Consider the following 12,510-nt stretch of genomic DNA (forward strand, 5'->3'; position numbering starts at 1 on the left):
TGCTACAGCTTTGATATTGGTGGTTGTACAGCCACCTTGAATGACACCGGGTGCTGCCTGTCCCCCGCTGTCACGACAGGCAACTGACGAAATTGCTGACCCTCGAAACAACTCAGGCAAGGCGCCCCGTCCTGGTCATAGGCATCGACGCAAGAAAGTCGTAACAAGGCAGTTGCTGGAGATCGGTGCAGTGGCCAACGAGTTTCATCAAGACCGGCCTGGCTGCAGAGCAGCCGAATCATCAAGGGGTCGACGGCGACCCACTGATCCTCCACCAGCAGCTCGGCCCAGTAGTGCCCCGTGGCATAGGGAGCGCTTAGCAACAGACCAAACACCTGTCGTGCGGGCATCCCACGCATCAGGGCCTGCTGCACCAGCAATTTGGAGAAGCCGCCACACTCGGCCACCCGGTGCTCGACCATGAACGCCAGATCCCAGCGCAAGGCGTCGTGCAGCATGAAAAAGCGCATATCGGCACAGGTGTGTTCGATGAGTTCGATAAAGGGTGACGGCAGCAGCCTCTGGTGCCCCGGCAGGATCAACTGCTCCTGGTGCACCTGCATCTGGTCAGGCGTATCACAGACACGCAACTCACCACTGGGGAGCAAGATCGTGATGGCGTGCTCTGGCACCGCATCGAGTGCGTAGCTGAGCTCGATGCACCGATCACGCTCACTGTCACGAAAGGCTGAAGACCAACTGCGCATGGCCAACTTGTGCAGCGATGGCAAGCGCAGGTAGAGGGAAAGGTTGTACAGGTCATCAGGGTCGAAGCATTCGCCGTCCTTGCCCTGACATGAGGCCAGCCCCAATGCCTTGAGCTCTGCCAGCAACTGCGGTGCGATACCGTAGAGCGCCGCACCCTGCTCGTCCACACAAAAGCGGCGGTGACCGTCCTTCACCTTGGCCAGCTCCACCAGCACACGCCGGGCTTCGCCTTGAGCCTGCTGCGCCAGCGTCATCATACAAAGCCCGGCAGCTCACATTGTTCATGAGCCTGGCAACCACTCAAGGTCGCGATCGAAGGCGCAATCTGCTGCAGGTGCAACGGCCCTTCGGGTGCCTGAATGCATGCGTCAACGCTCAACACGAAGCCACGCTCGCGATGCCAGCCCGATTGCGAGGTGCGCCGAACATGATTGGCCCAGCGCGGGTCCCCCAAGGGGGGGCGCCGGGCATCGGCCGGCCTGACGATGAAGGTTGGCGCTCGATCAGTGTAGGGCCCCGTATACATGCTCTCTCGCGAGCGGACATCAGCCAACGCCAGGCGGCCATCGGCAAAGCGGATTTCGCGCAGGCATTGCTCGACGTCCCGGCGTAGTGTGAGGTCGGAGCGACCGGAGTTGCACAGGTCGGCACATAGCATCACCCCATGGGAGCCTTGCACGGTCTCCAGCGCGACACTGCGCTCAAGGTCCACCTGTCCGTGTTCATCGAGCACCTGCAGACCCGCGGCACGCAGGTGCTCATTGATGGAAAAGAAACCATCGAGCGGACCGAAACCCATCTCGGAAAATACCAGCATCGAATCGGGCGCCAATGCTTGCAGTCGGGCGCAGGCCTGGTCGATGAAATCGTAGGCCCTCAGCACATGGGGACGGTATCCGGGCTGGGCCTGCTCCACCTCATGCCAGAGAAAATGCGACAGGCGATCCGCCAGTGTGAGGTTCACGATCATCACATCGGCTTCAGCGCCCAGCGCCATTGCGCTATCCAACTGCAGCGACGCAATCCGGTAGGCCTGCTCGGCGAAATCTTCGAGTGGCTGACCGGTGTAGAACAGTGAAACGTCGTGGGCATACCTGACCCCGCGAGCATTGAGGTCTCGCAGCAGGCTTCTCGGGTAGCTGGTGTTCATGGCATTGAGCATCGGATAGGTGATCAAGGTGCCATTGAGCGGCTTGGGAGGATGCGTCAGTTGCACATTGACCACGGCAAAACGCTGTTGCGCCATCTGCGGCCACTCCCATAACCTGGGCGCCATCACATCGGTGGTTTCCAGAATCCGTGGCATCTCCCCGGCACTGTGCGCACTCCAGTAGGAGAAGCAGCCATGACGACCGGGGTTCACACCGCTAAAGGCAGTTGCCAAGTTGCTCGGCTCATAGGGAACCGGGCCGCAGTCCAGATGGCGATAATTGTTAACGCCCAAGTGTTTTGCAAACCACGGCAGTCGGCCCTGAGCAACTTCTTTCTCGAGAACAAGCGGATCCATACCCTCCGCAACGACAATGAGAGTTCTCATGCTGCCAATCACCTCTTTTCTTCCCTGAAATAACGTCGAGCACAGCCAAGTACATCTTTTATCGATGTCTTCGACATGACAGCGCCACAAACTTCCAAAATATCTCTATGAATTCAAAGCGCATCCAGGCACCCAAAAGGGGCACCTACGCAACTCTGTTCAACACGTCCAAAGCGTAAGGGAAAGCGGATAAAAATTTTGTGACAGCGTGCCTATGCCACGCCAACCGTGGCTCCCCGAAAAGCTCTGGAGGCGGAATTTGTTGGTGCTTTTTTAGCACAGTGATTGGCGATGTAACGAGAAGTGTAATTCCGAGGTTATTTCATAATATTACAAATGATTTCTAAAAAAAACTTTTGCGCCCGACTTAAATTCACATGCTATCGTCTGCCACGCGCTTAATTGCCAAGCATCTTTATTCTTTAAGTTTGGCACTAGTGTACAAACTCCACCATTAGAACCGTATTCAAGCGGCGTATCTGCGCGCTTGCCTCACCAAGGACGGAAACAATGACTCTCGCAATTCACGGCGGTACACCACTACGCCAAACAGCATATCCACAATGGCCGCATTACGGCCCCGAAGAAGAACAGGCTCTGCTACGCAGCCTGCGCCAGGGACACTGGTGGCGCATGCAAGGCAACGAAAACCTGGCCTTCGAGCAGAGCTTCACCCAAGTGCACGGTGGTCACTCGGCTTTCGCCGTAGCCAACGGCACGGTTGCATTGGAAATCGCCCTGCAGGCGGCCGGGGTCATGCCCGGTGATGAAGTCATCGTTCCGGCCTTCACCTTCATTTCCACCTCGATGGCCTGCCAGCGCATTGGCGCGACGGCCATACCGGTCGATGTGTGTGCCGATACGCTTTGCATTGACCCGGCTGCGATCGAGGCCAACATTACTCCACGCACGCGAGTCATCATCCCGGTGCACATGTCCGGGCACATGAGTGACATGGCCAGCCTGAGCCGTATCGCCGATCAGCATCGCCTGGTGCTCATCCAGGATGCTGCTCATGCTCATGGTGCACAGGGTCTGGGTGGTGCCAAAATCGGCGACTACGGCACGCTGGCCTGCTTCAGCTTCCAGAATTTCAAGCTGATGACTGCTGGCGAAGGTGGCTTGGTTTTGTGTCCGAATGAAGCCTTGCGAGAGAAGGTCTTCCTGTATGGCAATTGCGGACGTCCGCTGGGCGATCGCAGCTACCAGCATACGGTGGTCGGTACCAATGCTCGCTTGGGCGAGTTCAACGCCGCAGTGCTCAGTGCCCAGCTTGAGCGCCTCCCGGCACAGAACGAACTTCGCCAGCACAACGCCCGGTTACTGATGGACGCCCTGAACCATGATGCGCTGGTGATTCCACAAGGCCGTACGGCTGATGCCCATGTGCACCCGTACTATATGGTGCTGTTCACCCTTCCCGAAGACGGTGATCTTGGCCAACTGGACCGCAATCAGGTGGTCGATGCACTGGTTGCCGAGGGCATCCCGGCGTTCCGTGCCTATCAGGCGATCTACCGCATCCCGAGCTTCTGGCAAGCACCGGCGCCAGCCCACTACGACCAGGCACATTTCATCACCCATTGTCCTGTCACTGAGCGGGTGGCTAGCCGAGGGATCTGGATCCATCACCGTGCACTGCTTGGCAGCGAGCAGGACACGCTGGATATCGCCCTTGCCGTGCGCAAGGTGGTCCAGCACCTGGCTGGCTCGCGATGATGGGACCCGGCATCGCGCTAGTTGGTTCGGGTTGGGTCGTCAGGACGATCTGGGCTCCGCTGCTACAGCGACATGGCGGTCGGATCGTATCGATCATCGACCCTGATCCGCAGGCAGGTCAGGCACTCGCGGAGTTGGCACCCACAGCGCGCCAGCATGCCTGTATGAGCCATCAGGCCCTGCTGGGGTGTGACGTGGCCCTGATCTGTTCTCCCAACGCCCACCACACTCGACAGGCACTGCGGGCCATGGAGCAGGGACTGCACGTCATCCTGGAAAAGCCCGCTTGCCTGTCGCTGCGTCACGCTCAGGACCTGATCGAGCGCAGTCAGCACATGGGGGTGCAATTGTCAGTGACGGGGGCGGCCTCCCATCGCAGTGACGTGCGAACCCTGCTGGATGCCGTCGCAAGCCAGGCTATCGGCAAGGTGCACTGCATCGACGTCGCCTGGCGTCGGCGCAATGGAGTGCCTCGTCCAGGGTCGTGGTTCACGCAGGCGGATCAGGCGCTGGCAGGATCAGGCGCCGATCTGGGCTGGCACCTGCTGGAGGTGGCCCTGCAGGCACTGGGCTATCCCCTGGTGGACAGCGCCCTGTGCAATCACGTCCCCGCCGACGGTAGCGAAGCGGCGCAACGGGCCAATTGGCGAGCCGACACCGACGACCACAAGAACGCGGTCCTGGAGGTCGAGTCGCAGTCATATTGCGCACTGCGTACGCAGGCCGGTGCCATGGTCTTTCTGCGCACCGCCTGGTCGTCCCATCAGCCCTGTGACGAAACCACCATCACCCTTTACGGCACTGCCGGCGAGTTGCGGTTGCATACCACGTTCGGTTTCAGTCAAAACCGTGTGCAAGCTCCCAGCCTGGTCCTGAGCACCAAGGGAAGCCAACGGCATCTGAGGTTCGAGGCCGAAGACAACCTGGCACCCTACTCGGCGTACCTGGGCCACACACTGCCCCATCTAGGCAGGAGCACAGCCGGCAACGAGCTGGAGTTCTGCAAGTTGCGCTCGCTGACCAGTGCCATGTCCGCGATGTATCCGAACCTGCCGAACTGACCGGGCCCGGCCCGGCAGTTCATTGAGTATTCGTGCAAGGAGCTATCACCATGACCGGTTACAAGGCGATCACGGAAAAGCTGAAGCAACTGTCCAAACTTTCACTGCCGATCGTCATTTCGCGTATCGGTTTTCTCCTGCTCTCACTGGTCGACACGCTTCTGGTCGGTCGCTATGCCACCGACGCGCTGGCGGCCATCTCGATCACCCACGCCATTGCCGATACCTACATGCTGATCGCGGCAGGCTTGCTGTTCGGGATTCTGGTCATGAGCTCGATTGCCGTCGGCAAGCAACAACCCCGGGAGGCGGGGCTGGCTCTGCAACGTGGCGTGATACACGCCCTGGGCCTGGGCCTGGTCTGTATCGTTGCCAGCCTTGCGAGCCTGCCGCTGCTGGTGAGGTTCGGCGTGGACGCGTCCCTGGCAGGTGCGATCGCCGAGCTGATGCAGGTCGTGGCACTCGGACTGCCCGCTATCCTGTTGTACATCGCCTACTCGTTCTTCCTGGAAGGCATATCGCGCCCACTGCCGGCGACGTGCGTGATTCTGGTAGGCAACCTGGTCAATGGCGTGCTGTGTTACGCGATGGTCTACGGCAAGTTCGGTTTCGATGAGATGGGCGCGCTGGGCTCCGCCTGGTGCACGACCTTCGTACGGATCCTGATGGCCGTTGCGATCATCTTCTATGTGCATCGCCTGTTTGCTCAACGCCAGGAATACGGTATCAATACGCGGTTTGCCTGGGCCTGGTCGCAATGGAAAATGCAGCGGCATATCGGCTACGGGGGCGGTCTGAGCTTCGGTATTGAAGCCGGTGCATTCATGCTGATCGCGGTGATGGCCGGCATCGTTTCACCACTGATCGCGGCGGCCTGCGCCGTGGTGGTGAATATCCGTTCGATCCTATTCATGATTCCCATGGGCATCGGCTTCGCCACCTCGATCCAGGTGGGGATGGCCCATGGTCAGGGCGATACCCGAGAGATCAACCTGTCCACGTGGTGCGGTCTGTGGTTTGGCGTGTCGTTGACGGCAATCTGCGCAATCGTGCTGGCGATCCTTCCCGGCCCGCTGCTGGCGCAGTACAGCACTGACAGTCAGTTGCTGCAGATTGCGGTACCGGCCATGTTGCTGCTGGCCCTGGCCCTGCCCCTGGACGCTTGGCAGGGCGTCATGTCCAATGCGCTGCGTGGGCGCGAAGATGCCATGGCCCCCACGCTGATCCACGCCATTGCCTATCTGGTGGTCATGACCCCACTCGGCTGGCTTCTGACCGTCCAGTGGCAGCGAGGCCTGGTGGGTATCGTCGAGGCCATGCTCGTGGCCAACGTGCTGGCAGCCTCGCTGATGACCTTGCGACATCGCCAGCTCAATCAAGGCATGCGCCAGCCCACACTGGCCTGATCGGCGAGGGATGCCCATGAAACTGTCCGTCATCATGCCGGTACATGCCAAGCCAGAACGTTTGCGTTTATGCCTGGCAAGCCTGCACCGACAGCAGGAGCGTTGTGACTTTGAGACCCTTATTGTCGCCGATGCCGCATGTCCAGCCGTGCTGGCCCAAGTTGCCGAACAGCCTCATGCCCGGGTGCTGAGCACACCCGGGCTAGGCCGCGCGGGCGCAAGAAACCTGGGCGCGAGCGCAGCCCAGGGCGAAGTGCTGCTGTTCATCGACGACGACGTACTGGTGCTCGATGGCTTCTTCGAGGCCCACCTGCAAGCCCAGACAAAACGACCCGGGTTGGTACATGGGCGTATCCGAGAGTTGATCGCGCTGTGCGGACGAGGCGATCCACGCCTTGGTACGATCGGTTGCCCGCCGATCCTGCCACAGGATCTGTTGCAGGGGCGCTGGAGTCCTCAATCTTCGCGACTGGCCACCAGCCCCCTGGAGCAGGCAGCTGAGCACCCGCGATGCAACGAATGGCCCTGGCTGGCCAGCGCCGGCGCCAACCTGTCGATCCAGCGTGAACACTGGCAGCAAGTCGGAGGGTTCGATGAAGCCTATGGCAAACGCTGGGGTATGGAGGACCTGGATCTGGGATGGCGCCTGTGGCGTGCGGGCGTGCCTATCAGCATGGAGAGGGATGCCTGCGCCTACCATCTCTCACATTACAACCCAACCCGTTGGGAAGAGCACGCGCCCAACCTTGCCCATTTCCAGGCCCGTGCCAACACTGCCGAGGCCCTGGCTCTGGACGCACTGCTTTCCCCGACCGGCTCGTTGGCCCGCTACATCGAACGGCTCGACCAGATCCGACAGCAAGCCCCTGTTTGAGACACCTGTGCGTGAGCCGCCAAGGCGCCGACGAAGCGCGCCTGGCTGGCGAACAACATCATTACCTGGCTGCGGTACATCAGGGCAGCCTTCAGCCAGCGATCCCAAGAGCACTGGCATGAGTGGCTGACAAGCCCGAGCCCCAGGCGCTCGACGTGGCTGGCCAGGGCCTGTTCATCCAGTTGGCCCACATAGGGGAAGTCGGCGTAGAAACACACCGGGTTGTCCAACTGGCGGGCCAGCCGGTGCGTCAGGCAGTGATCCACGTGCCCACCGATGCCCAATGGCGCGCAGACGATATCGGCGGGCCTGAGCATCGCCCGCACCGTGGCGAGCTGCATTGCATCCGGTTCTGGCCACAGCGCCGGGTCAACCCGGGCCGGCAGGAACAAGGCATTGATGTCGGCATGTGCGAACCGGTCGCGACCGTCCAGGCGCAATGCGGCATCATCAAAGCCCGCTCCTGCCCGCTCGATGCCCAGGCTCATCGCGGCCCGGATATCTTCCTCGCGGCGCAGCGGCGGTGAGGCGAATCGCCGCCAGCGCGCATCGCCAACCGCCAGCGTGCTACCCGCCGTCGCATCACCGTCGAACAGGGTCAACAACAAGACATCGCGCCCCCGGGCCAGGCCGGTCATGCCACTGCCCAACGACCAGACAGCATCGTCCGGATGGGCTGACAGCACGACCAACCGCCCCTCAAGCCCGTTCCGGGTAATCGGCCCCATGCTCAAGCCACCTCGGGAGTACTACGGGCATAGAGCTGGCTCAGGCGCAAAAATCGTGACACCTCGCGGCGATTATCGCTGGCCACCCGGCAACGCCCCAGTTTCAGCGGTGACAACTGGATGTCCGGAAAACTGTGCATGCGCACCCAGGACAAGTCGGCAAAGCGCTCGGCCAATGTCTCCAGCCACTGCTCGCAGGCCTGCGCGCGTCGTTCGCCAGGCAGGGCCGCGCATTCGAGAACCCCGTGCAACATGGCCTGCTCGAAGGCTTCGCTGACGTGGGTCTCGGCGCAAGGCACGCAATGATCCATGTAGAGGCCGAAACGCAGCAATGCCTGGTGGATCTGCACTTCCATCGCAAGCTGGGTGGCGTCCTGGACTTCATGATTGCCAAAGTTCACGTATCCCACATCCGCCGTCGGCGCCAGCGACTGCACGCCGCGGCAGATGAACGTGAGCAAGCCACCCAGGTCCTTGAAACCATTGACCGCGAAACAGTCGAAACGGCCCTGCAGTTGCTCTGGAAGCGGCTGGAATACGTCATATTCGACCACTTCTATCGTGTCGATCGCCTGCGCCCGGCAAGTCCGCTCGATGGTTGCCAGCAGGTCACGGTCGATATCGGCCACGACGATTCGCTGACGATAGCCGTGCAGTGCCAGGAACAGCGAGAACAGGGCATCATCTCCGAGCAGCAGCAGGTTACCGTGGTTCAGATCACCGAGGCTCTGCATGATCTTGTAGCGCCGGATCTGGGTTTCGAAGGTTTCGATGGACTGGTCATAGATGGACTTCTTGTCACTGAGCAGGTCAGCCATCACCTCACGATAGCGGGGTTCGAGGCGCAGGCAGGCATCGTCCACCAGGTGCAGACCATGGCCAGGCAAGGCCCCCACCGGGGTGCCCAGCACCAGTTGTGGCACCGCCTGCTCCCGGATCAGCTGAAGTTGCCCCTCGGCCAGCAACTCGACCAGGCAATGCAGGATCTGACGAACCGTCAGGCGGGAGGACAGCAGCTGATGGATTCGGCGCGGGCGGGTCAGTTTGCTCAGCAAGTCGTCCAGTGCGGCCTGCTCCTGGACGGGTGCTGCCAGACGAGCGGGCAGGTGTGCCAGCAGGCGTTCACGTAGTTGTACCAGGTTGTGCATGCAACCTCCTGTTCATGCGAGTGAATGGCGCCGTCAGAGCACGGCGTCGAGGATGTTGCTGGCGCAACGTCCGTGGAAGAAATTGACCCCGACCTCAACGGTCTCCCCGCGGCGGTCTGAGAATCCCAGGCCGGTGCCGAACAGCCCGCGCACCGCCTGTCCTGCGCAGGTCAGCTCATGGCTCAACGGGTGCTTGCAGAGGTTGCCTTGGAGGGTATCCAGCGCCATGGCACACCCTTGCGGGTCACGCAGCTCAGGCATCCGGGCTTCATAGCCGGTGGCGTTTATCAACAGCGGCGCTGCCCGTTGCCACAGATGGAAGTCGGGATCACCAATGTGCAGCACAACGCCTGGAGATCGTCCGGACTCGATGTCCAACAAGGTTTGCCGGGCCGATCCACGCAATCCCCGGAAGCGGTTGACCTCGCCGGTCACCTCATCCACCAGATCGCCTGGTTGCAGCAGTGCCGACGGTGTTCCTGATGCCATCCACAGCCCTGGGCGCTTGCGGCACAACACATGCAGCGAGCGCGGCGCCCATGCATCGCTGAATCGCCTGAGCAGGTACTCGACGGTGGAAAAGGCACTGTGGCTGCCACCCAGTACCAGTACCTGGCGGCCCTGGCCGAGAGCATCGCGCAGTTGCGCATCAGCCTGGCCCCTGAGCACCGGATCGGAACCCAATGGCGCCGGCCAATCTTGCTCGATCATTTGGCGCATCTTCGCGCAGGGCACCTGCAATTCACGTCCTTGGGCGCCACAAGCCAGCACCAGATAACGGCTGGTCAACTGCCCCCAGTCTCCCCAGCAGGTGAAACCTGCGTCGCTCTGTTGCACCGCGTCGACCTGCCGACCGAATGCAACGGTGGTGGCCGGGTGCTCAGCGCATAGCTCGAGCACTACCTGCGCCAACTGCCGAAGGAAAGCCGAAACGCTGTCGAGCGACAGAATCCGGGAAGGCTCTTGCAACCAGCGTTGTACATCGCGCTGGCGAAGGCATTGGGCAAAGGCACCGTCAGGTCGAATACCCTTCAGAAAGTCCTGGATGGGCGAGTTGGCCTGGATGTCGTAGGCCAGGCAATCCCATTGGGCCAACGAAGCACTGCGCTCATGCACCTCGACGCCAAGCGACAGCAGCGCCGGCAACTTGCGCTCACGATCGGCGGCGATGAACAGGCCAAGGGCTGCGGGGCCGAAGCCGATAATCTGAAGCTGTCTATCCATGTGCTTGCATACCTCTGTCGAAGGCGGCCGGAACACTGGCCGGCCTGCGCGACGGTCAATCAGAATGAGTAGGACAACTCGACGCTGACATGGGAATCGCCCGAGAGCGCCTCCCAGGTGTCATCGCTGCCGGAACTGTCGATGTAGACGGCACTCAGGCCGGCACGCAGGGCATCGCTCAAGCCAAGGTCCAGAGACGCGTTGATCATGTTGTTTTTCGCATCGCTGGCTTGTGCGGTAAATCCAAGAAATACCGAAGAGAGATAGCGGTCGTTGAACTGCAGGCGCCCCCCCAGCAGGAACTTGCGATCAAAGATGCTCACCGGTGCCAGCGCCTTGTCACGGTCACGGTGGTACTCCCCGATCAGGCTCAGGTCAGCCTCGCCCAATACCCGATTGATCGCATACTCCACACCCACCGACAGCTTCCTGGAGTTGTAGTCGCTGTCCGAGACCCGCTGGTCGAGCGCCTCCAGCTTGTACAGCCACTGGCCGTCCACCCAGATGGCATCCAGGCCCCACTGGCTGACCTCGGTGTATTGGGCGACCAGGCTCTCGCCCTCCTGGCGAAACGCCGGCGTGCGATTGGTGCCCTTGAAGTAACTCAGGCCGATATCCAGGTCCGAGAGGGACATGAAGTAGCGTGCGGCAATGTCCAGGCTGTCCGGATTGCCGCCATGAATGTACTCGGCCGTCGGCCGCACCCGATAGGGTGCAAACCGCGACGGTTCGGCATAGAACTGTGTCGGTTCGAAGCCGTCCAGCAGGTACAGACTCAGGTGTCCGGGCCCCATCAGGCTGCCCAGCTTCAGTGCTTTCTGCGAGAGTTTCTCTTCCGGCTGCAGGCCATCGAGGTTGTCATAGGTGTTGATCACATCGACCAACTGGCGAGTCTCCATCACCCCCCAATGCTCCTTGATCCGTCCCAGCTTGGCTTCGCGACCCTCCTGTTCCAGCAGCAGATACAGCTCGTCCCAATAGAACGACGGGCGCGGGTCCCGGTCACTGCTCGACAGATAGCGTGGGTTGGCCACCACCCGCATGCGCAGCGAATCCCAGCTGTCCACGTACTGGTAATCCACGCCAAACTCCCGAGTGACCGGCAATTCGCTCTCCTCAAGCTCAGTGGCCGGGTCGGAGGGAAAGTAGTAGCCCTTGATCGCGAGCTTGCCGGCTAGCGAATGCTCCGCTTGCGCAGCCGCGTCGTACCCGGACATGAGCAGCGCCGCGGCCAGTGGCCAGGTCCATGGGTGGCGGACGCCGTCGGTCATTGGGTCAGGTTCCCCAGCCGGGCAGGCTCGAACGCCTCCTCCTTGATCCCGGTACGAAATTGCACGTCGGAACTGACCAGGACCGTCTGGCGACCGGTGATATGGTTGACCATGCTCATCTTCAGCGCCCGCCAGTAGCGGTTCAGGAACAGCTGGTAGCCATCCAGGCTCAGGGTCTTGAACAGCGTCCCCTTGCGGTCGTAGTACTGGGTCTTCATCTGCCGGAAATCGTGCTTGTCGTACCAGACCTCGATCGCGGAATAACCCGAGTAGGGATAAAGAGGGATTTGCTTGACCACCGCACACTCGGACTGACCGCACGCCTCGTCACGCAGCCACTCGTAGTCGTAGTTGCCCACCTCCATCGAGCCGATGTCCTCATAGGAGAACTCGCTGCCGGAGAACGAACCGGAGCGGTCTGCGGCAGCGACTCGCTTGACCCGTCGCAGGCTTGGCAGGTACAGCCAGACCTGGTCACCCTCCATGATCTTGGAATGGATCAGCACCCGGGAATTCTTGATGTTCTCGGGGGCTTCGAAGGTCAGCAGTACCTTGTCGCCCACCTGCTTGTCGGCCATTTCGAAGCTGTTCATGCGCATGAAGCGATCGGTGCTGGCACCGCCCTTCTCCACCAGGGTCAGGCGGATCCTGGCTGAAGTGTCCTGGTAGCCCTCATCGCTGTCGCGCCACTTCTGGGCGTAATGCCGTCCCAGGTCCTGGGCCTGTCCCGCATGGGCGGCAACAGACGACAGCGCGGTTGCCATCGACAGGCAGGCGACCATGAAGAGATTGCGGTTCATTCTGACTTTCCTTGTATAGGGTGGCGACTGGGAG

The 12,510-nt window shown here is 61.1% G+C and carries 11 protein-coding genes; 4 read left to right on the top strand and 7 right to left on the bottom strand.

The features are described 5' to 3' along the window. Positions 1–2: 2 nt before the first annotated feature. Positions 3–962, bottom strand: coding sequence for a transglutaminase domain-containing protein (locus tag PF66_RS08295; protein ID WP_160319874.1), 960 nt, complete (start codon positions 960–962; stop codon positions 3–5). Beyond that, entirely contained in the window at positions 962–2,245 is a 1,284-nt protein-coding gene (locus PF66_RS08300) for an alkaline phosphatase family protein (RefSeq protein ID WP_081009819.1), read from the bottom strand. Before PF66_RS08300 ends, PF66_RS08295 begins: the two co-directional genes overlap by 1 nt. A 510-nt stretch (positions 2,246–2,755) precedes the next feature. Between PF66_RS08300 and PF66_RS08310 the strand changes: the two genes are divergently transcribed. From PF66_RS08310 to PF66_RS31860, 4 genes are read left to right on the top strand one after another with little or no spacing between them, the layout of a single operon-like run. Continuing rightward, complete coding sequence (locus tag PF66_RS08310; protein ID WP_054062407.1) at positions 2,756–3,964, top strand: DegT/DnrJ/EryC1/StrS family aminotransferase; 1,209 nt, start codon at positions 2,756–2,758, stop codon at positions 3,962–3,964. Continuing rightward, a complete protein-coding gene (locus PF66_RS08315) occupies positions 3,964–5,025 on the top strand; it encodes a Gfo/Idh/MocA family protein (RefSeq protein WP_241494298.1) in 1,062 nt (353 codons plus the stop codon). The genes PF66_RS08310 and PF66_RS08315 overlap by 1 nt, the downstream gene beginning before the upstream one ends. Before the next feature lie 50 nt (positions 5,026–5,075). Then, the gene (locus tag PF66_RS08320; RefSeq protein ID WP_054059637.1) at positions 5,076–6,431 is read left to right on the top strand and encodes an MATE family efflux transporter; all 1,356 of its coding nucleotides are present in this window, start codon (positions 5,076–5,078) and stop codon (positions 6,429–6,431) included. 16 nt (positions 6,432–6,447) lie between these two features. After that, on the top strand, positions 6,448–7,305 hold the full coding sequence (locus tag PF66_RS31860) for a glycosyltransferase family 2 protein (RefSeq protein ID WP_160319873.1): 858 nt from the start codon (positions 6,448–6,450) through the stop codon (positions 7,303–7,305). On the opposite strand, the gene PF66_RS08330 is transcribed toward PF66_RS31860, so the two are convergent. From PF66_RS08330 to PF66_RS08350, 5 genes are read right to left on the bottom strand one after another with little or no spacing between them, the layout of a single operon-like run. After that, positions 7,260–7,991, bottom strand: a complete 732-nt coding sequence (locus tag PF66_RS08330) for a PIG-L deacetylase family protein (RefSeq protein WP_160320653.1) — start codon at positions 7,989–7,991, stop codon at positions 7,260–7,262. The genes PF66_RS31860 and PF66_RS08330 overlap by 46 nt on opposite strands. 44 nt (positions 7,992–8,035) lie before the next feature. Then, the gene (locus PF66_RS08335; protein WP_054062410.1) at positions 8,036–9,181 is read right to left on the bottom strand and encodes a bis-aminopropyl spermidine synthase family protein; all 1,146 of its coding nucleotides are present in this window, start codon (positions 9,179–9,181) and stop codon (positions 8,036–8,038) included. Between the two features lie 33 nt (positions 9,182–9,214). Then, entirely contained in the window at positions 9,215–10,405 is a 1,191-nt protein-coding gene (locus PF66_RS08340; RefSeq protein WP_054062411.1) for a hypothetical protein, read from the bottom strand. Between the two features lie 59 nt (positions 10,406–10,464). After that, on the bottom strand, positions 10,465–11,676 hold the full coding sequence (locus tag PF66_RS08345; protein ID WP_054059632.1) for a hypothetical protein: 1,212 nt from the start codon (positions 11,674–11,676) through the stop codon (positions 10,465–10,467). After that, positions 11,673–12,476: an outer membrane lipoprotein-sorting protein gene (locus PF66_RS08350; RefSeq protein ID WP_054059631.1), complete on the bottom strand. Its 804-nt coding sequence runs from the start codon at positions 12,474–12,476 to the stop codon at positions 11,673–11,675. Before PF66_RS08350 ends, PF66_RS08345 begins: the two co-directional genes overlap by 4 nt. Positions 12,477–12,510: the final 34 nt, after the last annotated feature.

The sequence above is a fragment of the Pseudomonas asplenii genome, from assembly GCF_001293465.1.
Lineage (GTDB): Bacteria > Pseudomonadota > Gammaproteobacteria > Pseudomonadales > Pseudomonadaceae > Aquipseudomonas > Aquipseudomonas fuscovaginae_B.

Coding starts and splice junctions, on each gene's coding strand:
- PF66_RS08340 (WP_054062411.1), bottom strand. CDS start 10,405: ATGGATAGACAGCTTCAGATTATCGGCTTCGGCCCCGCAGCCCTTGGC.
- PF66_RS08300 (WP_081009819.1), bottom strand. CDS start 2,245: ATGAGAACTCTCATTGTCGTTGCGGAGGGTATGGATCCGCTTGTTCTC.
- PF66_RS08350 (WP_054059631.1), bottom strand. CDS start 12,476: ATGAACCGCAATCTCTTCATGGTCGCCTGCCTGTCGATGGCAACCGCG.
- PF66_RS08335 (WP_054062410.1), bottom strand. CDS start 9,181: ATGCACAACCTGGTACAACTACGTGAACGCCTGCTGGCACACCTGCCC.
- PF66_RS08345 (WP_054059632.1), bottom strand. CDS start 11,676: ATGACCGACGGCGTCCGCCACCCATGGACCTGGCCACTGGCCGCGGCG.
- PF66_RS31860 (WP_160319873.1), top strand. CDS start 6,448: ATGAAACTGTCCGTCATCATGCCGGTACATGCCAAGCCAGAACGTTTG.
- PF66_RS08315 (WP_241494298.1), top strand. CDS start 3,964: ATGGGACCCGGCATCGCGCTAGTTGGTTCGGGTTGGGTCGTCAGGACG.
- PF66_RS08320 (WP_054059637.1), top strand. CDS start 5,076: ATGACCGGTTACAAGGCGATCACGGAAAAGCTGAAGCAACTGTCCAAA.
- PF66_RS08295 (WP_160319874.1), bottom strand. CDS start 962: ATGACGCTGGCGCAGCAGGCTCAAGGCGAAGCCCGGCGTGTGCTGGTG.
- PF66_RS08310 (WP_054062407.1), top strand. CDS start 2,756: ATGACTCTCGCAATTCACGGCGGTACACCACTACGCCAAACAGCATAT.